Origin of the sequence: Vibrio sp. Makdt (assembly GCF_027587015.1) — a bacterium.
Classification (GTDB): domain Bacteria; phylum Pseudomonadota; class Gammaproteobacteria; order Enterobacterales; family Vibrionaceae; genus Vibrio; species Vibrio chagasii_B.
The window spans coordinates 86,997-110,837 of the sequence record NZ_JAPPTH010000019.1; the positions used below are offsets into that span (position 1 = coordinate 86,997).

Sequence of the window (23,841 nt, forward strand, 5' to 3'; positions counted from 1 at the left end):
CTGACTAAATGTTAATGTTTTATATCTAAATTTATAGCATAAAGTAAATGATATAATAGCCGCAATAACAAAGGCGTGAGGTCTTTCTATTTTATGAAAACAAATGCCATTAATTTAATTGTGGGATTTGCATGTTGATTTATATTGTTAACTGTCATTTAAATTCAAGAATATTGCGACGTAGAGAGGGAACTAGGGGTATTTAAATTCATATATAGAATAATGTGTTGATAGCGGTGGTATCGCGTAGTAATAATAGAGATATTGCTAGCGTGTTACATCTCTAAGCTAGTGGTTATTCAAGGATAGAATAATGACAAACACAAAAATCTCATTACGGGTGACCGTTGGCGGGATGTTTTTACTTGCAACGGTACTTACGGCAATTGTTGCCGTATCACTCCAATATTACTTCAGTAAAAAAATGGCGACTGAGCATACCCTGTCAAAATTGACGATGGTGTCTCAAGACTTAAGTGACTATATAGGTAACGTCGATTCAGACGCGATCAACACTGCACGCTTGCTTTCTGCTGTGCATCGTTCTATCAGCCATCAAATATCCAGAGAAGAATCGCGTGGGATTCTTTCTGAAGCGATAAAAGATAATCCTCTCTTCTACAGTATTTATATCGGTTCATCTAACGACAACTTCTTCCAAATCATTAATTTGGAGTCTTCACCCCATGTTAGAGATAAGATAGGCGCACAGAATAGCGACCGTTGGGTTGTCATTGAAATCCGCAACCAACATCGAGGTAGAATTCGTACCACCAAATACTATGATTGGGACTTTAATCTTAGAGATTCTAGGACAGAGCCTAGCAACTATTTTCCAACCACAAGACCTTGGTATGTATCTGCCAATACAGAGACTGTCGAGAAAACTCAGCCTTATCTATTTCAACACCTTCAAATCACAGGCCAAACGTATTCATTAGCGTTTGAATCCAAAGCAGCAAGCGACACTCAACATGTGATAGGGATTGATATTGTTCTGTCTTCGTTAGCGAGTAAGTTGTCTGCGAATGCGTTGGATTTAGATGAAGACAGTAAAGTTGAGTCTTTCCTTTATTCAAGGTCAGGCAACATCATCGCGTCTAATCGCAATTATCAGTCGAGTAACACACTACCTCAAGCTAACCAAATTAACTGGTCTTCACAGCAACAAACCATAATAGACAATACATCGCCTCTATTGTTTTCAAATCAAAGTGATTGGGGACCGATGGATTTTTCAGTATCAGGGAAACCACACGGTTATGCGATTGATCTATTGAAAATGATCAGTGAGATGAGTGGAGTTCAGTTCGAATTTGTAAATGGCTTCTCGTGGGCGGAGTTAACTGGCAAGTTCCAAGAGGGAAGTATTGATGGCTTACACTCGGTTCAAAATTACGAAAGTAACGGTATCATCGGCTTATACACTGACCCGATTTATGAACTACCGTTTGCTGTGGTCACGAAACGTGATGCTCCAGCAGTAATTAACTACCAAGAGCTTGATGGAAAGAGCGTAGCCATTTTATCTGGATGGTCAATTACACCGAAATTAAGATCTGATTTCCCAAACATTAATCTTTTGGAGTTTACGGATATTGAGGCAGCGCTAGACGCTGTCGACAACGGAGAGGTTTTTGCGGTAATTGATGTTAAGCCTGTATTGTCATTTTTATTGGATAAGCTCTTCCATCGGAACTTGAAAGTAAGTGAAGCGCTGCTTGATCTAAAAACAGACTATCCTAATCAATTCCATATTGTTTTGCAGAATAAACACCAACAGCTGCTACCTATCATCAACCAAGCCATCAAGTCGCTTACTGATGAGCACAAAAAGGCGTTAGCTCAAAAGTGGTTTGATCATCAGGCTTTCAATGCAGGTACGACGATTCCTTACACGGAGCTCTATGAAAAAACCGCAACAGCGACTGTTGAAGGTGAGATGGTTGAGCTAACCCTCAATGGTGAACTTAAGCACCTATATTTGAAGAAGATCGATACGGGTGGGCATTACTCAGAGTATTTTGCGGTAGCCATCCCTGAAACTGAGATATACAGCGCAGTTAACAAGCGAGTCGCGACCTCAATTGGTGTGACCGTTCTATTAATGAGCCTTACTTTGCCTGTCGCTTGGATTTTTGGTGCGCCGATTGTTCGGCCAATACGTCAGCTAAAAGCTGAAACCAACAAGGTAAAGCAGCGTGACTATGACAATGTGACCGTACTTGATACACGTATAAAAGAGGTATGGGAGCTATCTGTCGCGGTCAAAGACATGTCTGCGGAGATAAAGCAGCACGAACAAACACAGGAAGCTTTTGTCGAATCCTTTATTAAACTTATCGCGCAAGCTATCGATGATAAGTCTGCTTACACCGCAGGTCATTGTAACCGTGTACCTGAGCTCGGATTGATGTTGGCAGAAGCGGCTGAACAGTCTCAATCAGACTACTTTAAAGATTTTAAGTTTGAAAATGACGATGAACGTCGTGAGTTTAGAATTGCAGCGTGGCTACATGATTGCGGTAAGATCACAACACCTGAACATATTGTGGATAAAGGCTCTAAACTAGAAGCGAAATATAACCGTATCCATGAGGTGAGAACTCGATTTGAGGTGCTTTGGCGTGATGCAGAAATTACGGCTTTGCGAAAGCAACTTGAAGGTGAGTTTCCAACGGAACAGATAGCCGAAGAGTTAGCGGCAACCAAGCAAAAGTTACAAGACGATTTTGCATTCATCGCGACATCTAATGTGGGTGGTGAATTTATGAGTGATGATAAGGTCGCCCGTATTCGTTCTATCGCAGAAACGACATGGACGCGTAACTTTGATGATCAATTGGGTTTATCGCCAGTAGAGGCGATGAATCGGGTTCCTAGCTCAAGCTTACCCGCTATAGAGCAGCTTTTAAGTGATAGACCAGAACACATAGTCAAACGAGACCGACCATTAGAGTTTGATCCAAAGCATCAGATAAAAATGGATGTACCTGAACATCTATATAATCTCGGTGAGGTCTACAACCTGTGTATTGCTCGTGGCACTTTAACGGCCGAAGATCGATTCAAAATCAATGAGCATATGATAGGTACCATCAAAATGCTTGAAAGCCTGCCATTCCCGAAAGAGCTTAGACGAGTGCCGCGTTATGCGTCGACCCACCATGAAACGCTAAAAGGTACAGGCTATCCAAGAAAGCTAATTGCAGAGGACCTTTCGATCCCCGAGCGAATTCTTGTGATATCGGACATTTTTGAGGCGCTGACAGCGGCTGATAGACCGTACAAGAAAGCGAAGCCAATCAGTGTTGCCATCGACATCATGCACAAAATGGCTTTGGATGAACATATCGACATAGAGCTGTTTAGGCTGTTCCTAACGAGTGGGACCCACATTCGATACGCGGAAACGTACTTGAAACCGGAGCAAATCGATTTTGTAGATATCAACAAATATCTAGAAGTGACTCGTCAGATAGCCTAGCTGAGTGCTAGATAACTTTATGAAGAAGAGGCGCACATGAGTGCGCCTTTTTTATGTCTGTATTTTGGTGGGCATACTGATATACGCCAACAACGCTTGTTTGCCTATTTGGAGGGTAAATTGTCGACATGTTCTTGCGGCTAGTTTGAGTGTAAGTACAGAAGTAGATTGGTTGTTTTAAGGTTTTATCTATATAAAGCAACTACTTATTGTTAATAGGTGCCTCGTGAATGCCTATTATGGTTGCTTAAATAAAATACTACCTTAGTCTAAATTGTCGACAATTATCTTGATTGTCGACAATTTGATCGTGTATTTTATGTTCATGTTGTTAAATTGTTGACAGTTTGAGGTCAGCAATGAGAAATGAGCAGAGTGAATATGAATACTGCGATAAAAGACCTTACCTTAAGCGCTAACACAAAACCGCGAGTGGGCGACAAAGAAAATACCAAGTCAGAAAGCCTGACGGAATACTTGGTTGAAGCGATAGTCAACGGTGACTTAGCTCCGGGCAGCAAGATCTCAGAACCCGAGTTAGCTAAACGCTTTGAGGTCAGTCGTGGTCCTTTGCGTGAAGCGATTATGCGTGTCGAAGGGCTCGGGCTCATCGAGCGAATCCCACATGTTGGCGCCCGAGTGATTACTTTTTCTGCTGACAAGTTACTTGAGCTTTACGCGGTTCGAGAGGCTCTAGAAGGCATGGCTGCAAGGCTAGCAGCAAGACACATCACACAAGATGAGCTTATCGGGCTTGAAGGATTATTGTCGACACATTCCCAACATATCGATGAAGTCGAGGGTTCTTCCTACTTTCATCAACACGGCGATTTCGACTTCCATTATCGAATCATTAAAGCCAGCCGTAACAGCAAACTCATTTCTTTATTGTGTGATGAGCTTTACCACTTACTGCGAATGTATCGCTATCAATCGCCAAGAGCACAGTCTCGGCCAAAAGAGGCGTTTGATGAACATAAATATATCCTACAAGCAATTCGTAACCGTGATGAAGAGCTAGCAGAAATGCTGATGCGACGACATATCTCTGGTAGTCGTCTGCTTATCGAGCAACAAATTCAATCCAAAGATATGGATTAAAAAAACTGACAAATAAACATTTAACAGGGAGCGTCATTATGAAGTTATCAGCAGGAGCGAAGTTCCGCCAAGCTGTGCAAGACAATGATCCACTGCAGATCGTCGGTACGGTGAATCCGTATTGCGCAATGATGGCAAAGAACTTGGGTCATCAGGCTATCTACTTGTCTGGTGGAGGTATCGCCAATGCGTCTTACGGTTTACCTGACCTGGGTATTACCACATTGAACGATGTGTTAGTGGATGTGGAACGCATTACCAACGCATGTGATTTACCTTTGCTGGTGGATATCGATACGGGATTTGGTGGAGCGTTCAATATCGCACGAACTATTCGAGCGATGGAAAAAGCGGGCGCTGCTGCTATTCATATGGAAGATCAAGTGGCACAGAAACGCTGTGGTCATCGACCAAACAAAGCGATTGTTAGCCAACAGGAAATGGTCGATCGAGTAAAAGCGGCAACCGATGCAAGAACTGATGAGAGCTTTGTGATCATGGCTCGAACCGATGCTCTGGCGGTTGAAGGGATAGATAGTGCAATTGAACGTGCGATTGCGTGTGTCGAAGCGGGTGCGGACATGATTTTCCCCGAAGCGATGAATCAGCTCGACCAATACGTGAAGTTCTCGGCGGCGCTGAAATCAGCAACAGGTAAGCATGTGCCAATCTTGGCTAACATTACCGAGTTTGGACAAACCCCACTCTACAACTGCAAAGAACTGGCGCAATCTCATGTCGACATGGTGCTTTATCCACTCAGTGCATTCCGCGCGATGAACAAAGCGGCAGAGAATGTTTACAAACACTTGTTAGTTGAAGGCAATCAAGAAGCGCTGTTGGATTCAATGCAAACCCGTAAAGAGCTTTACGAACACCTCAATTACCACGACTACGAGAACAAGCTGGATCAATTGTTTTCGAGTGAAGAATAAAACCAGTTTCAAATACTAAAACATCAATTTAATCCAATAACGTGAATGGTTAGTCAGCCACATCGGGTCCGTGAAATCGAGTGAGATAGTCGCGGTCACTGAATATTAATAGTCAGCACCAAAGAGTGCAGGGCGGCTAACCCAGAGAAGGAGTTCATCATGTCTGTATCTTTGAGTGATAAAGCAACTGTCGATAATGTTTCAGCGGTAAACCAACAAGCAAGTGCAGCACCAGCGATTGGTGGTGCTGGCCTACGAGGGCAAAGCGCGGGCTCGACGGCACTATGTACGGTTGGCAAGTCAGGAACGGGTTTAACTTACCGTGGCTATGACATAACCGACCTTGCGAATCATGCTCAATTTGAAGAAGTAGCGCACTTGCTATTAAGAGGTCATTTACCCAGCGAAAAAGAGTTAGATGACTACAAAACATTGTTGATTGGTTTACGTGGCTTGCCTCAACCGTTGAAAGAAGCTTTAGAGCTTATTCCTGCTGACGCTCACCCTATGGATGTAATGAGAACAGGCTGCTCAATGTTGGGTAACTTAGAGCAAGAATCTGACTTTTCGGAGCAACTATCAGCAACAGAGCGTATGCTTGCGCTTTTCCCTGCCATTATCTGCTATTGGTATCGCTTCAGTCATGATGGAGTGCGTATTGATACACAGGACCAAAGCGAAGCATGCTTGGGTGGTTACTTCTTGAAGATGCTAACGGACAAAGCGCCGAGTGAACTGCATAAGAAGGTGATGCACTGTTCGCTAACACTTTATGCAGAGCATGAGTTTAATGCCTCTACTTTTGCGGCTCGGATTTGTGCATCAACACTGTCGGATATCCATTCGTGTGTGACAGCAGCAATTGGCACACTAAGAGGCCCTCTCCATGGTGGTGCGAATGAAGCGGCAATGGAAATGATCCAAGATTGGAAAACCGCCGATGAAGCTGAAGCGAACATCATGAAGATGCTTGCTAATAAAGACAAAATCATGGGCTTCGGTCACGCCATTTATCGCGAGAGCGACCCACGTAACGCGCTAATTAAACGTTGGTCAAAAGAGCTATCGCAAGAAGTTGGCGACGAGCAGCTTTATGCGGTATCTGAGCGCGTTGAAGCGGTTATGAAACGTGAAAAAGGCTTGTTCTGTAATGCGGATTTCTTCCATGCTTCTGCCTATCACTTCATGGATATTCCTACCAAACTGTTTACGCCTATCTTTGTGATGAGTCGCCTTACCGGTTGGACGGCACATATATTCGAGCAAAGAGAGAATAACCGCATCATTCGTCCAAGTGCAGACTACACCGGGCCAGAGCATCAAGACTGGCTACCTATTCATTTACGTTAATCCTTCTGTCTCAAGGCGATTCATATATCGAGTTGTCCTTGAGAGCCAATGAATAGAATTTTAGATAATGGTGTATGTATGTCTGATGTAAAAATTGAGAAAAACCATAGCCTTAATAAAAATATAGGCGTTGAAAATAGCCAATACAGAAAGGTTCTACCGGGAACTAGCTTAGAATATTTCGATGCCCGTGAAGCGGTAGACGCGATATCTCCGGGCAGCTACAAGACCTTGCCATATACTTCGAGAGTATTGGCGGAGCAATTGGTAAGACGCTGTGATCCAGCAGCTCTTGAAGATAGCTTGAAACAAATCATCGAGCGCAAGAGCGACTTAGACTTTCCTTGGTATCCAGCGCGTGTCGTGTGTCATGACATTCTAGGTCAAACCGCTTTAGTTGATTTAGCGGGCTTAAGAGATGCGATTGCTGACCAAGGTGGGGATCCAGCCAAAGTAAACCCTGTGGTCGAAACTCAACTGATTGTGGATCACTCTTTAGCTGTCGAGCATGCAGGATTTGATAGCGAAGCGTTTGATAAAAACCGTGCAATAGAGGAGCGCCGAAACGAAGATCGTTTTCATTTCATTGAATGGTGTAAAACGGCATTTAAAAACGTCAGTGTGATTCCCGCGGGTAACGGAATTATGCACCAGATTAACTTGGAGAAAATGTCTCCGGTTATTCAATCTAAACAAGGTATTGCGTTCCCAGATACCTGTGTTGGTACCGATAGCCATACACCTCATGTTGATGCGCTGGGCGTCATTGCAATTGGTGTCGGTGGATTGGAAGCCGAGACAGTGATGCTTGGTCGCCCTTCGATGATGCGTTTGCCAGATATCGTGGGCGTAAAACTGACTGGTCAGCGACAAGAAGGCATTACAGCAACCGATATTGTGCTTGCTATTACCGAGTTTCTTCGCAATGAAAGGGTGGTTTCAAGTTACTTAGAATTCTTCGGTGAAGGTGCTCGTGCACTGACCATTGGTGATCGTGCGACTATCTCAAACATGACGCCTGAATACGGTGCGACGGCAGGCATGTTCTACATCGATGAGCAGACCATTCAATATCTTAAATTGACAGGTCGTGATCCTGAGCAAGTAGAGTTAGTCGAACTTTACGCAAAGCAGACCGGACTGTGGGCGGATGATCTCGATTCGGCTCAATATGAGCGTGTACTGGAGTTTGATTTGTCGAAAGTTGAGCGAAACCTCGCAGGGCCTTCGAACCCTCATCGCCGTTTACCAACCAGCGAACTTGCCGAGCAAGGTATCAGCCAAGCTTCTTGGAAAGCGCAACACGCGGAACAATATAGCGAAGAGCAAATGCCAGATGGCGCGGTTGTTATCGCGGCGATTACCTCTTGCACCAATACCAGTAACCCAAGAAACGTAGTGGCGGCAGGGCTAGTAGCTAAAAAAGCCAATCAACTTGGTTTGGTTCGTAAGCCATGGGTGAAAACGTCATTTGCTCCGGGTTCTAAAGTTGCCAAGCTCTATTTAGAGTCTGCAGGTTTGCTCCCAGAACTGAAACAGTTGGGGTTTGGCATTGTCGGTTATGCGTGTACGACTTGTAACGGCATGAGCGGAGCTTTAGATCCTAACATCCAACAAGAGATCATTGACCGCGATCTCTATTCCACAGCGGTGTTATCGGGCAACCGAAACTTTGATGGTCGAATCCATCCTTATGCAAAACAAGCCTTTCTAGCCTCACCGCCATTGGTGGTTGCTTATGCCTTAGCGGGTACGATTCGTTTTGATATTGAGAAAGACAGCCTAGGCACGGACAACAACGGTAAACCGATTTATCTAAGCGATTTGTGGCCAAGTGATGCAGAGATCGATGCGGTTGTTGGTGAGCATGTTAAACCACAACAATTCCAACAAATTTACGTGAAAATGTTCCAGCCAGATGATGAGCAGCTAAGCAGTGAGTCGCTTTACGATTGGCGACCTAAGAGTACCTATATTCGCAGGCCTCCTTATTGGGAAGGGGCACTGGCGGGTGAGCGAAGCCTTTCTGGTATGAGACCTTTAGCGATCTTAGGTGACAACATCACCACCGATCACTTATCGCCATCAAATGCGATTCTAGCTTCAAGTGCGGCAGGTGAATACCTTGCCAAAATGGAAGTACCAGAAGAGGACTTTAACTCTTACGCGACTCACCGAGGCGACCATCTAACAGCACAAAGAGCGACCTTTGCAAACCCTAAATTGTTCAATGAAATGGTCACAGAGTCAGGAACCGTGGTCCAAGGTTCATTGGCACGAGTTGAGCCAGAGGGACAAGTAACTCGCATGTGGGAAGCGATAGAAACCTACATGAACCGTAAACAGCCTTTGATTGTTGTGGCTGGCGCAGACTATGGACAAGGTTCATCACGCGACTGGGCGGCTAAAGGAGTGCGCTTAGCGGGTGTTGAAGTAATTGTTGCTGAAGGGTTTGAGCGAATTCACAGAACCAACTTAGTCGGTATGGGCGTCTTGCCTCTGCAATTCAAAGCAGGAACGGATCGCAACACGTTACAACTCGATGGCACAGAGCTTTACGATGTGTATGGCGACATCCAAGCGGGGTCAGATTTGGCATTGGTGATTACTCGTAAAGATGGTCAAAAGCTTGATGTGCCAGTGACCTGTAGATTGGACACGGCAGACGAAGTGAGTGTGTATAGCGCTGGTGGCGTATTACAACGCTTTGCCAAAGACTTTCTCGCGCAATAGGAGCCTGTGATGAACATTAAACAGATAAAAGTCCCAGCAACCTATATGCGCGGAGGGACCAGTAAAGGTGTTTTCTTCTGTTTGAATGACTTACCAGAAGCGGCGCAAGTCGCGGGGACTGCGAGAGACGAGTTACTTCTTCGTGTGATTGGCAGCCCAGATCCTTATGGTAAGCAAACCGATGGTATGGGCGGTGCGACGTCCAGCACCAGCAAAACCGTCATCGTGTCGAAGAGTGGTAAAGCTGGTCACGATGTTGACTACCTCTTTGGGCAGGTAGCTATTGATAAGCCATTTGTCGATTGGAGCGGTAACTGCGGGAACTTGTCTGCGGCGATTGGCCCATTTGCTATTCACAGTGGTTTGGTGGATTCAAGCCGTATTCCGCAAAACGGTGTGGTCGAAGTGCGAGTATGGCAAGTGAACATAGAGAAAACCATTATTGTTCATGTGCCTATCGTGGACGGTGAAGTTCAAGAGTTGGGGGATTTTGAACTTGATGGTGTGACTTTCCCCGCCGCAGAAATTCAGGTCGATTTTCTAGATCCAGCTGACGCGAGTGGGTCGATGTTTCCTACAGGAAATGTGGTCGATTTCTTAGATGTCCCGGAGTTAGGTTGCATCAAAGCGACTTACATCAATGCTGGGATACCGACCATTTTTGTTGATGCTGAATCGGTCGGATATCAAGGCACTGAGCTTCAATCAGATATCAATAGTGATCCAAACGCCTTGGCATTGTTTGAGTCTATCCGAGCTCATGGCGCAGTCGCGATGGGGCTTATTGAGTCGTTAGAACAAGCTGAATCACGCCAACACACTCCCAAGGTTGCGTTTGTTGCTAAGCCTCAAGACTATCAAGCTTCAAGTGGCAAGTCAGTTACTGTGGATGAGACAGACCTGCTGGTACGCGCTCTGTCTATGGGGCAATTGCATCACGCCATGATGGGCACAGCTGCGGTTGCGATTGCTTCAGCTGCGAGTGTTCCGGGCACGCTAGTGAATTTAGCGGCGGGAGTAGGCTCTCGTGACTTTGTGACTTTTGGGCACCCATCAGGAACATTGAAGGTAGGTGCTAAAGCGCTAGAGACAGAAAGCGGATGGACAATTGAGAGGGCGATTATGAGTCGTAGTGCCCGAGTGATCATGGAAGGTGCCATTCGTGTGCCTTTTCCCAAGTAAAGCGATTTTCGTGTTCGGTTAAATGTTCCGAACACAACGCTGAGAAAAGAGCGCAATCAAGTGCTACTGCCAAAGGGCAGGCGCTTGGAAAATGGATGAATCATGGAGGTGGCACTATGTCTGCTACAAATCGAATGACTAGAGAAACGGATTACATCACCGAGTATCAATGGGCGAGGGAAGATCCCAATTCGTTCTGGGAAACACAATCACAAGCCATTGATTGGTTTGAGTCTCCAAAAACAATATTACAAACGGACGATAACGGTATTGAACGTTGGTTTCCTGATGGGGTGATGAATACTTGCTGGTTGGCTTTGGATTATCATTGTGAAAATGGCCGTGGTGACAATACCGCGTTAATTTACGACTCTCCGGTTACCGGATCTCAATCCTCGTACACTTACAATCAATTGCGAAACCAAGTGGCTAAAGTCGCTGGGATGTTAGCCACGCAAGGCGTTACCAAAGGTGATCGTGTGGTGATCTACATGCCAATGATTCCTGAAGCGGCAATGGCAATGTTGGCTTGTGCTCGACTGGGAGCGGTTCACTCGGTTGTGTTTGGCGGATTCGCTCCTCATGAGCTTGCCGTTCGAATTGAGGATGCCGAGCCGAAGGTGTTGATTACTGCATCTTGTGGTGTTGAGATTAACAAGGTGCTGCCATATAAACCGATGGTCGATCGCGCAATCATGGACAGCCGCTGGAAGCCTGAAAAAGTGGTGGTATTCCAAAGAGAGCAGTCACTAGCCGAATTGAACAACGAACGCGATGTACTCTGGCAACAAGCCGTTGAGGATGCCTTGCCACATGTGTGTGTACCTGTTCTTGCAACAGACCCACTATATATACTGTATACCTCTGGAACGACAGGTAAACCAAAAGGGGTTGTACGTGATAATGGTGGTCATGCGGTTGCGTTGAAATACTCGATGAGCACTATCTACGATATGCCGCAAGACGGTGTGTTTTGGGCTGCTTCTGATGTCGGTTGGGTCGTTGGGCATTCCTATATTGTGTATGCGCCATTGATTCATGGTTGTACGACCATTTTGTTTGAAGGTAAGCCAGTACGAACGCCAGATCCCGGTGCATTTTGGCGAGTGTGTGAAGAATACAAAGTCGATGTATTGTTTTCTGCTCCAACCGCATTTCGAGCGATTAAGAAAGAAGATCCGGCAGGCGAGTTACTTAGCAAGTATGACTTATCGTCACTCAAGTCGATTTTCATGGCAGGAGAGCGTTTAGACCCACCAACGTTGGACTGGGTTGAATCTCAGACGAATAAACCAGTTATCGACCATTGGTGGCAAACTGAGACTGGTTGGGCTATCTCAGCTAATCCTACAGGACTTGAGTCTTTACCTGTGAAAGCGGGTTCTTCAACTAAACCTGTGCCGGGTTATCAAGTGGAGATCCTCAACGAGTTGGGTGAGCCTGCACAAGCTAACCAACAAGGTTTCGTGGCATTAAAACGACCACTTCCACCTGGTTGCTTACCGACGGTATGGCGCAACCACGATAGGTTTGAATCGGGTTATTTAAGCCAATTCCCAGGGTACTACGTCTCGGGAGATGGCGGTTACCTTGATGAAGACGGCTATCTATTTATCATGGGCCGAATTGATGATGTGATAAATGTCGCGGGGCATCGTTTGTCTACTGGTGAAATGGAGGAGATTGTTGGTGGTCACCCTGCCATAGCTGAATGTGCCGTGGTTGGTATTCACGATGATTTAAAAGGTCAGCTTCCTCTCGGATTGGTTGTTCTTAAAGATGGAGTGAAAGTGGATGGAGAAGACCTTCAAGCTGAGTTAGTGGGTAAGGTTCGAAATGAGATTGGTGCTGTCGCCTGCTTCAAGCAAGCCTTAGTAGTCGAGAGATTGCCTAAGACGCGTTCTGGTAAAATCTTACGAAGAACCATACGTCAAATTGCAGAAGGTGAACAATACGTAGTACCTTCGACGATTGATGACCCAACAAGCTTAACTGAGATCGCACAAAAGCTCGGAAAATAGGGCGAGGTTCATTTGATACAGGTTAATAGGCGATCCGATGGGATCGCCTTTTTTGTGTCTGGGGAAGAGAACCCTGGCTCACAAAGCACTTAGTATTTCGTTATGCATAAATTGGGTTATACATAGCAGGCCATTATGTTTCATCTAAACTTGCGTTTATTTATCTTGTTCGTTCGTCTGCTTAATATGGCGTCAATCCAAACGAAGAACGAAGCGAGACTCCTATGACATTCACTAAACCTTTTCTTTTAGCGACACTGATTGTGACTCTTTCTGGCTGTGCATCACCGGCAATGGATAACGAAAATGAGAATGCTGCACGAAATCGTGGTGCGGTAGGCGGTGCGTTACTAGGAGCGACAGCGGGTGCACTGACTGGAGATGCAAGCTTGGCCGTTAAAGGTGCTGCGTTGGGTGGTGTTACTGGTGGTGTCGCGGGTTCAATGAAGGATACGGATGATGCGAGAAATGCTCAGCGAACTCAAGTGACTGCTGATGGCTTGTCGCAAGATAACCGCACTGATGCGGAGAAGCGAGTCGCTGAAGTTGAAGCGGAAATTAAGTTAATTGAGCTGGAGCAGCAGCTTGCTGAGCTCAAGGAAGGCAAAGACGAGAAAAAAGGCGACGGTGCATAACGCTCGACTCTTGCCCAATAGGGTTAACAACCATCCCATCTCAACGCGAATGACCACAACAACGTGGTCATTTTTGTATCTAAAATACACGGTTCAAACAACGAATTAATTCAATCACTTGTATAGCTAGTGATGGCAAGTAAACTAGACTCTGTTTAGATAATTAATTGGGCTGAGAACCGTACTCATAATGAACGTCACACTTAGAGCTGCAAAGCACACCGATCTAGAGCAACTTAATGAATTGATGTTTGATCTTCACCATCACCATCATATTGCTTGTCCTGAGCACTTTAAGACGGCTGAAGAGATCGAGCAGGAGAAGAGTATTGCAAGATACTTGGATGACCCTGAATGCTTGGTGTATGTAGCATTAAAAGGTGAGCTGATTGTTGGCTTCATTTCAGGGCATTTCTGCGAGCTTATCTCCACAGTGAGCAAGCCGGTTCAGATGGGGAGTGTCGATGAGCTTTTTGTTTTACCGGAATACCGAAAAGCGGATGTTGCTCAGGCGTTGTTTGAGCGTATCGAATCCACTTTCGAAGACTATGGTGTAACGCAAGTGTTCGTCGAGGTTTGGGATTTTAACTCTCCTGCCAAGGACTTCTATCAAAAAATGGGGTTCACACCTCACATTCAATGGATGAGAAAGGCTTTGCACAAAACATAGACAGCGATTTTGTGTGTGTTTCATTACAATAGTTCAACTGCGATAGCAGTCTCCATTTCTTCTATTATTTGTAGGTAAATTCGTTGGCTATTCGATATCTATTGATTTTTATTATTTCTCTGTTGAGTACTACTCCCGCTTTGGCAAACAACACCTTGCCTGATCATATTGCGGGCGCCTTGTGTGTAGTACGTGCTGACAATCAAATTGTGCTAGTTGATGAGCTGATCACGGGGCAATTGTCTCTCCCAGGAGGCACCGTAGTCGCCGGTGAATCACCTGCTATCGCAGCGCAGCGCGAAACCTGGGAAGAAGCGGGGCTATCCGTAACGGTTGGTGATGTACTTGGTTACACTGACAGCGCTGTTATTTATGATTGTATCTCAGATTCTGAGGTGATCAGTTATCAAGCTCGAAACGAAATAGGTGGCTTTGAGTTACCTATTTGGTTTGCTCCGCATTATGGCGTCGAAGTGAGCAGGGCGATGTTGCTTCCTCCTACTGCGCTACCAGCAAATGAATACCGCTACCCGGAACAGTGGTCTGAGATTAATGAGCTGTTTCTTTCGGCGACAAATCAGCCTGTGACTTATGTGACGGAGCTGGTGGGTGCCGCGCCAAAAGTTCATCAAGTTGAACTAGGTTGGATTGTTTCGCTGCAAAACATGTTCGATAACCTACCTAGTATCTTTTCTAATACGGTTCTATTGACCGATCTACTCGCAAAACCGTGGGCTTTCATTGTGATTTTGCCATTAATCGCTTGGCATTTTGGTCGTAACTTTGCGTTGAAGTTCGGTTTCACCTTGATATCAGTGACACTGCTGACTTTGATAGCGCACCAAGGGTTTGGTTTCCCACGTCCACACGCTTATCTCCCAACATTGAAATTAGTGATGAGCAGTGGTTATAGTTTTCCAAGTTTGTTGGCAGCGCTTTGGGTGAGTTTAACTTTGTTGGTGCTGTGGAAGCTAAAATGTCTTTTTGAGCAGAAGTCGATACTGATTGTACTTGCCGGGCTACTTTGGATTATGCTGTTTAAAGCTTATACGGGCAGTGCATTTTTCAGTGATGTGTTGATGGGCGGTTTGTTAGGCGCCTTAACGACTTGGCATATAGTGAGACTTGATAGTAAACCCGATGTTGATATTAGTGTGCTATTAAGCTCCAAAGGCGTGTGGTGGGGCTTATGCCTACTATCAATCGTACTTACAGTTATCTGGCCACTGCCAACGTTCTCATTCTGGGTCGCTATTTTAATGACCATTGCTTGCCTGGTGACGTTAACGGACTCTAAACCTTTAACCGGCCAGTTCTCATTTAAGATTGTTCTTGGTGTTATGGTGATCTTGTTAGCGGGAAACCTATTGATTAGCTGGGCTGGTAGCTTTGTTTCTTTTAGTGGTATCGCTTCATTTATTGTTGAGACATTACGCTTCCCAATTTTGATTTTGTTTGGTGTTGTGGCATTTCGTTTGCCTTGGGCAAGAAAATAGCGAATGACCTGCTAAATAAAAAAGGCTGTGCACTGCACAGCCTTTTTAGTCTCAATGATTTGGCATCTAATCGTTACGAGTTGAAGATAAACTTTTCAATCGCTACCGCTACACCATGGTCGTCGTTGCTTGCAGTGATATGATCGGCGATTTTTTTGGTTTCTTCCATTGCGTTCTCCATTGCAATGCCAAGGCCCGCGTATTCAAGCATATGGTGGTCATTCTCAGCGTCGCCCATACAGATTACTTCTTCGGCTGTAATGCCTAGGTGTTTGGCAATGGCTTCAATACCGACACCTTTGTTCGAGTTCGGATTTAGGAACTCTAAGAAAAAAGGTGCGCTCTGAACAATAGTAAACTGATTCTTAAGCTGTTGTGGCAATTTACTGATGATGTCTGTCAGTTTCGTTGGCTCAGCAACAATCATGGTTTTAATGATTTCGTGGTCGTCTTCCAACTGAGAAAAATCGAATTCGGTAATATCTAAGCCGTTAATGCGCGCCTCAATGCCGGTGTATTCGTTGTTCTCTGGTGTAATTAAACCATGAACTTTGCTGAATGCATGGACATAGCCACCAAGCTGCTCGGCAAGTGCAGCGATTTCTTTTGCTGCTTTACCATTACTGATCTCGCTATGAATGATCTCTTTTGTTGATACATTCTGAACCATAGAGCCATTGTAGAAGAGTACAAAGTCATCCTCGCCGTTAATTGAAAGCTCATCGAGTTTGCTTTGCATGCCTTCTAAAGGGCGGCCAGAAGCCAGAACGACTTTCACACCCGCAGCGCGAGCTTTAGCAATTGCGTCTTTGTTCTCTTGAGAAATCACTTTGTCACTGTTGAGAAGTGTACCGTCCATATCAAGAGCAATCAGTTTGTACATGTTGTTCCTTACTAAAAATTAAAAGCTAACGAAATCTAATGGGCGAAAGGATAAGGGAACTTGAAACTTCAGGCTAGGGCTTTGATCAACTGATTTATCAGTACTCATTTGTTTGACCAAATGGGGTAAGTGCTTTAAGGTCTGCGGTTGATTAATTTCATCAAATGATTGAGCTGAGGGAAAGTTGTACAAGATTAACGAAATGTTTGAAACCATCCAGGGTGAGGGCGTGTTTACCGGCGTTCCTGCTGTTTTTGTTCGTCTGCAAATTTGCCCTGTAGGCTGTTCTTGGTGTGATACCAAACAGACATGGGAAGCTTTGCCAGAAGACGAGACTAGCCTTGGTGATATCATGGTTAAGACAGAGGATTCACCGACTTGGTCTTCTATTGATGCTCAAGGAATCGTCAATGAATATATCAAGCAAGGTTACACGGCTAAACACATTGTGATTACAGGTGGTGAGCCATGTATTTATGATCTTGTCCCTCTTACTGAAGCATTTGAGAAACACGGCTGTCGCTGCCAAATTGAGACTAGCGGTACATCTGAAGTCAAAGCGACACCTGATACTTGGATTACGGTGTCACCTAAGGTGGCAATGAAAGCGAAACTGGAAATCTTAGACAGCGCTTTACAGCGTGCTAACGAGATTAAGCACCCAGTAGGAACAAGTAAGGACATCGAGCAACTTGATGGTTTACTGGAACGAGCAGAAGTATCTGACGATACTGTTATTGCTCTACAACCAATTAGCCAAAAAGATCGTGCGACGAAGCTTTGTATTGATACCTGCATTGAGCGCAATTGGCGCTTATCAATTCAAACTCATAAGTACTTGAGCATCGCATAGTTTGTGACTTTGTAGAGTACTTACCCGTTGTAGAAAGCTCGTCAGTTTTAGGTAGGAATGGAAATGAAAAAAGCAGTTGTAGTATTTAGTGGTGGTCAAGACTCAACCACGTGTCTAGTTCAAGCATTAAAAGAGTATGATGAAGTTCATGCGATTACGTTTGACTATGGTCAGCGTCATAAACTCGAGATTGAAGTCGCTGAATCACTAGCTAAAGAGTTAGGCGTGAAAGCGCACAAAGTGATGGATGTGACTCTATTAAATGAGCTAGCTATTAGCTCTTTAACTCGTGACGATATTCCGGTTTCTCATGAACTGCAAGAGAACGGTTTGCCAAACTCGTTTGTTCCTGGTCGCAATATTCTTTTCTTAACACTGGCTGGCATTTACGCGTACCAAATTGGCGCTGAAACGGTGATTACCGGTGTGTGTGAAACAGACTTCTCTGGCTACCCTGATTGTCGCAATGACTTTGTAAAAGCGATGAACTCTGCGTTAGTACAAGGTATGGATAAGCAGCTGGACATCAAAACGCCACTAATGTGGCTAAACAAGGCTGAAACTTGGGCCTTAGCCGATCAATACTCAGCACTTGAGCTAGTGCGCAATAAAACTCTGACTTGTTACAACGGCATCATCGGTGATGGTTGTGGCGATTGTCCAGCGTGTGAATTACGTAAAGTCGGTCTCAATGATTACGTCGGTGACCGCGAAAGCATCATGGCTGAGTTGGTTCGCAAACAGGCTGAGAATAAATAACTTCTGGTAAATCAATAGGCTCGTTATAGGCATCGATGATGCAGTTTCGGCCGTTGCTCTTTGCTTGATACAACGCTTGATCAAGAACTGAATACAAGTCATCAAAGTCACTTAATGCGTTTGAGGTTGCTAAGTAAGCAAAACTCGCGGTTACATTAAGTGGCTTTTTACTTTCTGATAAGAAGACCGTGCTTGATATGGCGTAGTGCAACTCTTCAACACGCTCTCGTACTTCAGCAGGTTTTATGTCGGTCAGCATGATCACAAACTCCTCACCACCTAAACGACCAAACAATTCACCATTCATTAAGTGTTTTCTTATTTGCTGACTAACATGAACGAGTGCTCTGTCGCCAGTAGGGTGGCCATGTTGGTCATTTATCTTTTTAAACTTATCTAGGTCGAGCAAAACAAGAACGTGTTGCTTGTCCTTGCCTTGACAGCGTTTTACTCGCTTAATTCTTCGTAATATTTCGGTGCGACCGTACGCTTTTGTCATTGCGTCAATGGCTGCTTTTGCACGAACGGTTCTGTTTACCAATACTGTAAAGCTCGCTGCACATAACAATAGGATCACGGTGATGTTGTACATCCACCTTTGATGTTCCATCTTTTCAATTTGAATGCGGTCGAGTTTCGTCTGATGTGCCAGAAAGGAGCTTTCCAACTCTTGTTCATATTTAGCGTGAGTTAGGTCTAGTGCTTCAAAGGCTAACCGGTTATCAATATCTCGTGCTTCCATCTGTATGGACGAGTAACGTTGGTAAAAGTAAAACGCTTGCTGGTAATCGCCCAGTGATTGATGAATATCAGAAAGCTGAAGAAGGGATTCTGCGATGTACTTATGCCTTGTAACTTGTTCGGCTAGCGCTAGAGCTTGTTGGGCATAATTGAGTGCTTCTTTCATTAACTTCCGATCTTCGAACATATTGCTGATTGCTAAGTAAGCGTTGATTCGAATGACATTATTGTTGAGCTCGCTGGAAGCAGAAAGAGCGTCGACTAAATAGCTTCTTGCTAGATCATACTCATTGGTTTGTGTGTACGCTTTACCCAAACCAAGGTTGGTTAGAGCGATGCCGTAGTTATGATATGAGGTACTCAGTAATACTTTAGCTTGCTTAAAATGGGTAATCGCTAAATCATTTTCCCCTTGATTCAGATATAGGTCAGCTAAGCTGTGGTGTACTTGAGCTTTCATTAAATCTGAAGCATCAGCTCTGAGTGCTAGCGCTTCTTTCAAATACTGCGCCGATTTATCGTATTGCTTTAGTTCTTTGAGCAAATTACCCACATCATTGTAGATTCCAGAAATATCATGCCCTTGTGGAAATACGTTAATCAATGCTAGATAGGTGTTTAGCGCTGCTTGATAGTCACTACGGAAATGGTGATTGTTGGCGATGACTCGATAAGTCCCGAATTTTGGCAATACAGGGTCGGCGATGTTATGCAGATCGGATTGAAGAGCTGAGCAGTAATAGTTCGCTTGATGGTACTTCGCTTGCTCGTTCAGGGATCGGCATAGTTGGTATTTCAGTAGCGCTCTTCCGGTTAAATCGCTGCGCGATTGCATCTTCGCTAACAGGGTCAAAAAGCCTTGCTGTGCCTCTTCATATTGACCTTTGCCGTCTTTCATCAGCGCAGAAAGAAACGCATTTTCAATTGCCTGGTATTCGCTGTCATTGGAAGCTATGCCATAGAAGGGTTGATCGCGATGACTCATGTATTGATAGAGGAGAGATGATAGGTAAAGCTTATCACCGTAAACAGTCGAGCTCGTATAGCGTGTTTGCAGCATGTTTAACGCACGTTCAGGAGAGTGCTTCAAAATTGATAGGTAAAGTGCATTCCAATCAGCGTTTGGAGTGCTTATATCAGATGCGCTTGGCAAAGTGATAGGTGAGTCTAAAGAGAGACTTGGACTAACTGGTTGGCTGTGTGTAACAAAACTAACCAAAAATATAAAGCTAAGGAAAAGAGAACGTGTCACAAGAAGCTATCAATTAGATAAAGAACGATATTCTATGATTAGTTTGATCTTGCTTCAATTTTTGAAGGGTGTTTGTGGCAGGGGTTGCGAACGGGATCTCTAATTTATTTAGTTTTATCAGAGAGATATCGGCCGTACAATTTGCACGGCCGATACTTGAAATTAGATGTATAATTTCGCTAGGTCAGAAGGCTCAAGCTCTTTGCCTTCTAGAGATTCGTTCCAGTTAACACCGACTAGTACGCCATCTTCAGCAAGAGTTAGTAGCCAATCTTCGACAAAGATGTCTAGAGGAATTTCTAGTACTTCAAAGTCAGCCCACTCTTCAACGTTGTGAGTTTGAGCATCTTCTTTTGAAGACCAGAAAGGCATCACTTCGCTGTTTTCGAATTCACTTGAGTCACATGCTAGCCAACCTTCTTCGTTGCGAAGGCCCCATACCAGTTTAGTTTCTTTTGTTTCAGAAACGAAAAGTTCTAGATTTGCTTGAGTATCAGCTGTTAGTTTGCTCATGGATTAATTCTCTATGTTGATAACGTGGCAAGATTAACATTATAGACGGCTTAGGTATATGCTATTCAAGGAATTATAACCATACTGAAACGTGAACTTAAGATAACGTTTCAGTATGGTTAAAGTAGGGAGGGTTACTTCTTAATCTTAGTGAAAATATGCCATTCTTCTTTGATATTGCCTTTAAACCCGGCAACGGAAGCAACGACTTTACGGTGAAGGGCGTGGTTGATTTCAGTGTCATTGCTACTGAACTCAGAATCACCATGACCAACGATATTGACTCTAGAAGGTTGGATACCGTTACTGATAAGTGCGCGTCTAACGTTGGCAGCACGTTCTTTTGACAGCATTAAGTTGTGTTCGGCATTGCCAACCTTACTAGCGTAACCTTGCAGTTCAATGGTGGTGCTTTCGTAACGTTTCAAAAAGGCAGCCATTTGGCGTATCTGATTGAGGAAAGCAGGGTTAATTTCTGTAGAGTTATTGGCGAAGAGTATATGGAGCTCTTTCTTCTCCGACGACTCGAAATATGAACCACAACCGTCGTTATCTATTTCTGCACCAATCTGCGTATCGGCACACAAATCACGCGCATTGATTACGCCATCGTTGTCGTCATCTTGTAGATCGTAAATTTGAGTGACAGGCGGAAGCGCACGATACTCAAATTCATCTTCATTGTTGTCAGCTAAAGCATGGGTAGATACAACCATGAAGCAAAGCGATAAAACTGTGTTTGTTAGCTTCATTAATATTCCACCTTTTCATTCCATTCTTCAGGGATCTCTACTCGTAAGCCAGTAAGTAGATTACCAGTTGCGTTCATAACGCGATATTTTGCGTATTGCTCGTCATACTTGGCATCTAAATAGCCTTTACGAGCTTCAAACAATTCATTCTCTGTATTGAGCAAGTCGAGTAGGGTTCGTTTACCGATGCGGTATTGTTTCTCATATGAAATAACCGTATCTGATGCCGAGTCTACGTGGTCAGATAGGAATTCTTTTTGCTGGACCGTCAAATCCAGAGCACTCCAGGAAAGGCGTAAACTCTCTTCGACATTGCGGTACGTGCTCTCACGAAGATCCTTGGCTTTGTTCAGTTGGTACGCGGCACTTTCAGCGCGGTCTTGATCTGAACCACCATTATAAAGATTGTATCTTAAGCGAACCATCGCGGAGAATTCATCACTACTCCCTTCTGTACCTCCGGCATCATCACGCCAGGTTTGCGCTGCTTCAAAAGACACTGTTGGGTAGTTGGTGCTTTTCGACTGCTTATACTGAAACTTTGCTGAATCAACGTCGGCTTGAGCTATCTTGATCACAGGGTGTTGATTGAAGGCTTTTGCTAGGGCGCCATCAACAGTGTATGGAATAGCACCAGCATCGGCGCGAGGAAAGGTTAGACCTAGCGGAGATTGTCCGACAAGTCGCTTAAATTGAGTGTGAGTGTCAAACAAGTTATTTTGAGCTGCGAGTAAGTTACCATGTGCTTTAGCAATACGAGCTTCTACTTGAGACATATCTGCTGTCGAGCCAATTCCTGACTCCACGCGCTTACGAATATCACTGTATATCTCTTTGTGTGTCGCTAGGTTACTTTCAGAGAGAGAAAGAACTTCATAGGCCTTAACTGCATCAAGGTAGACTTTCGTTACTTCTAATGCGATGTCTTGCGCGTTAGACAGTAATTGATAGCGAACAGACTCAGCGTCTGCTGCAGTACGGTCGATATCATTTGATGTGTTTGAGCCATCCCATATCAATTGGGTTAACGTAATTGTCGCTTCTTTGCGAGTGAGGTCAGTTGTATCGGCGTTCGTGGCAAGGTCCGTGTGCTCATAACCAATACCTCCATCTAAATCGATACTTGGTCGGTAGGCTCCCCCTGATGCATCATTCAAGTAACGTTTACTAATATACTCGTTGTAAGCACTTTTGATTTCAGGGTTACTTTCTAAAGTAAATGCTACAGCCTGCTCTAAGGTTTGTGCGCCAGCCGGCAAACTCAGCGCTATCGCTAATCCTAATGTTGTTGCTTGAATGCAATTCAATTTCCATCTCCCCAAATGGACTGACACCGAAATATGAGCTTTACTTGATAAAGACACAAAATTTAGGTGAACCGCCAAAAAAATAACGTTCGCTCTAGAAGCTGCCGTAAATGGTTGTAAATTTGTTAACCGATCATCGTGCGTTTTATTTTGATTTTGAGCACTGAAATCTTTTATTTGTATTCGAATTATCTTTCGCTAACACAATAACTTATATTGATGTTTTAGGCACCTGAATTGTTACTTGTTGTGAGCATTGTCATTACCTTGCGTCTAAGGTTGTTAAATAATGAAATCATAACTATGAATGATGTGTTTTTAGATGTTATATTCTAACTAATATTATAAAAAGATGTCACTATTTTGACGTTGATGACAAAAGATGGGTTTTAGGGGTTAATATGGACATGACGACTTTGAATTTGGCTGGCGCACTAGCACTGGGCCAGCGCATTGTTATTTCAACAGATGGCGCGATTAAAGTCCTAGAAGAAGGCGAGCCACTTCAGGCGGGAGATGTCATTCTTGAATCTCTAAATGAATCAAATAGCCCTGATGTATCCGTGAAGCGTTTCTCACCAGAAGATGGTGAGATTGAACTCGACCAAGATATTGCTGATATATTCGCAGCCTTAGAAGAAGGTCAAGACCCTGCAGAATTAGGCGAAGAGTTCGCAACCGCTGCTGGTCAAAATGGTTCTAGCTTAGGTACTAGTGGTACAATTGAGCGAGATGGCGAAGAAACGATCCCTGGTACTGATTTCGTCACTACAGGTTTCGAAGCGTTGGGTATGTCTCGTACACAAAGCTTGAGCCTACTTGATGCTTATCGCTCTATCTCAGAATCTTCAACTCAATCAAATAGCGCCCCTCTATTTACAGATTCCAACAATGTCGTTGTTGGAGATACTGTCACGTTCACAACGGATGAAGATACCCCAGTCAGCGGTATATTGAGTGCTTTTGACGGCGATAATGACGCTCTTACGTTTAGCTTGTCACAATCTCCCGACAATGGATCTGTTGTTTTAAATAGTGACGGAAGCTGGACTTATACTCCAAACGATGACTTCAATGGTGATGATAGTTTCTCTGTTGTGGTATCCGATGGCCAAGGTGGTACTGATACTATTACCGTAAATGTTGGTGTGTTGCCTGTTGATGATGCGCC

Annotated in this window: 18 protein-coding genes; 13 read left to right on the plus strand and 5 right to left on the minus strand. The window is 44.4% G+C overall.

Going from position 1 to position 23,841, the window contains the following annotated elements; translation table 11 throughout:
• The first annotated feature begins 313 nt into the window (after nt 1-313).
• The 10 genes from OH460_RS20280 to OH460_RS20325 all read left to right on the plus strand — a co-directional run bounded on the left by OH460_RS20280 (nt 314) and on the right by OH460_RS20325 (nt 15,610).
• Nucleotides 314-3,487, plus strand: a complete 3,174-nt coding sequence (locus OH460_RS20280; protein WP_269999298.1) for an HD domain-containing phosphohydrolase — start codon at nt 314-316, stop codon at nt 3,485-3,487.
• Nucleotides 3,488-3,868: 381 nt separating this feature from the next.
• The gene (locus tag OH460_RS20285; RefSeq protein WP_269999299.1) at nt 3,869-4,588 is read left to right on the plus strand and encodes a GntR family transcriptional regulator; all 720 of its coding nucleotides are present in this window, start codon (nt 3,869-3,871) and stop codon (nt 4,586-4,588) included.
• A 38-nt stretch (nt 4,589-4,626) separates the two neighbouring features.
• On the plus strand, nt 4,627-5,523 hold the full coding sequence (prpB, locus tag OH460_RS20290; RefSeq protein ID WP_061033476.1) for a methylisocitrate lyase: 897 nt from the start codon (nt 4,627-4,629) through the stop codon (nt 5,521-5,523).
• Nucleotides 5,524-5,682: 159 nt separating this feature from the next.
• Nucleotides 5,683-6,873, plus strand: coding sequence for a bifunctional 2-methylcitrate synthase/citrate synthase (prpC, locus tag OH460_RS20295; RefSeq protein ID WP_269999300.1), 1,191 nt, complete (start codon nt 5,683-5,685; stop codon nt 6,871-6,873).
• Nucleotides 6,874-6,951: 78 nt separating this feature from the next.
• The gene (gene acnD, locus OH460_RS20300; protein WP_269999301.1) at nt 6,952-9,606 is read left to right on the plus strand and encodes a Fe/S-dependent 2-methylisocitrate dehydratase AcnD; all 2,655 of its coding nucleotides are present in this window, start codon (nt 6,952-6,954) and stop codon (nt 9,604-9,606) included.
• Between the two features lie 9 nt (nt 9,607-9,615).
• Nucleotides 9,616-10,788: a 2-methylaconitate cis-trans isomerase PrpF gene (gene prpF, locus OH460_RS20305; protein ID WP_269999302.1), complete on the plus strand. Its 1,173-nt coding sequence runs from the start codon at nt 9,616-9,618 to the stop codon at nt 10,786-10,788.
• 116 nt (nt 10,789-10,904) lie between these two features.
• The gene (locus tag OH460_RS20310) at nt 10,905-12,809 is read left to right on the plus strand and encodes a propionyl-CoA synthetase (protein WP_269999303.1); all 1,905 of its coding nucleotides are present in this window, start codon (nt 10,905-10,907) and stop codon (nt 12,807-12,809) included.
• A 224-nt stretch (nt 12,810-13,033) separates the two neighbouring features.
• Nucleotides 13,034-13,444, plus strand: coding sequence for a glycine zipper domain-containing protein (locus OH460_RS20315; RefSeq protein WP_008220839.1), 411 nt, complete (start codon nt 13,034-13,036; stop codon nt 13,442-13,444).
• 190 nt (nt 13,445-13,634) lie between these two features.
• The gene (locus tag OH460_RS20320; protein WP_269999304.1) at nt 13,635-14,114 is read left to right on the plus strand and encodes a GNAT family N-acetyltransferase; all 480 of its coding nucleotides are present in this window, start codon (nt 13,635-13,637) and stop codon (nt 14,112-14,114) included.
• Between the two features lie 83 nt (nt 14,115-14,197).
• A complete protein-coding gene (locus OH460_RS20325; RefSeq protein ID WP_269999305.1) occupies nt 14,198-15,610 on the plus strand; it encodes a bifunctional NUDIX hydrolase/phosphatase PAP2 family protein in 1,413 nt (470 codons plus the stop codon).
• 73 nt (nt 15,611-15,683) lie between these two features.
• Here the strand turns inward: OH460_RS20325 and OH460_RS20330 are convergent, their stop codons facing one another.
• Complete coding sequence (locus tag OH460_RS20330; protein WP_269999306.1) at nt 15,684-16,493, minus strand: Cof-type HAD-IIB family hydrolase; 810 nt, start codon at nt 16,491-16,493, stop codon at nt 15,684-15,686.
• 184 nt (nt 16,494-16,677) lie between these two features.
• On the opposite strand from OH460_RS20330, the gene queE reads away from it, so the two are divergent.
• Complete coding sequence (gene queE, locus OH460_RS20335) at nt 16,678-17,346, plus strand: 7-carboxy-7-deazaguanine synthase QueE (RefSeq protein WP_333482714.1); 669 nt, start codon at nt 16,678-16,680, stop codon at nt 17,344-17,346.
• Between the two features lie 63 nt (nt 17,347-17,409).
• Nucleotides 17,410-18,105 (plus strand): 7-cyano-7-deazaguanine synthase QueC, encoded by a 696-nt coding sequence (queC, locus tag OH460_RS20340; RefSeq protein ID WP_269999308.1) that lies wholly within the window; start codon nt 17,410-17,412, stop codon nt 18,103-18,105.
• On the opposite strand, the gene OH460_RS20345 is transcribed toward queC, so the two are convergent.
• The 4 genes from OH460_RS20345 to OH460_RS20360 all read right to left on the minus strand — a co-directional run bounded on the left by OH460_RS20345 (nt 18,065) and on the right by OH460_RS20360 (nt 22,628).
• A complete protein-coding gene (locus OH460_RS20345; RefSeq protein WP_443088692.1) occupies nt 18,065-19,906 on the minus strand; it encodes a diguanylate cyclase domain-containing protein in 1,842 nt (613 codons plus the stop codon). The two genes, queC and OH460_RS20345, sit on opposite strands and share 41 nt — an antisense overlap.
• Before the next feature lie 354 nt (nt 19,907-20,260).
• Nucleotides 20,261-20,611, minus strand: coding sequence for a DUF2750 domain-containing protein (locus OH460_RS20350; protein ID WP_269999310.1), 351 nt, complete (start codon nt 20,609-20,611; stop codon nt 20,261-20,263).
• A gap of 134 nt (nt 20,612-20,745) precedes the next feature.
• Entirely contained in the window at nt 20,746-21,363 is a 618-nt protein-coding gene (locus OH460_RS20355; RefSeq protein ID WP_061033465.1) for an OmpA family protein, read from the minus strand.
• A complete protein-coding gene (locus OH460_RS20360; protein ID WP_061033501.1) occupies nt 21,363-22,628 on the minus strand; it encodes a TolC family outer membrane protein in 1,266 nt (421 codons plus the stop codon). Before OH460_RS20360 ends, OH460_RS20355 begins: the two co-directional genes overlap by 1 nt.
• Nucleotides 22,629-23,071: 443 nt before the next feature.
• Between OH460_RS20360 and OH460_RS20365 the strand changes: the two genes are divergently transcribed.
• Nucleotides 23,072-23,841 (plus strand): Ig-like domain-containing protein (locus tag OH460_RS20365; RefSeq protein ID WP_269999311.1); only part of this gene is annotated, 770 nt, incomplete at its 3' end.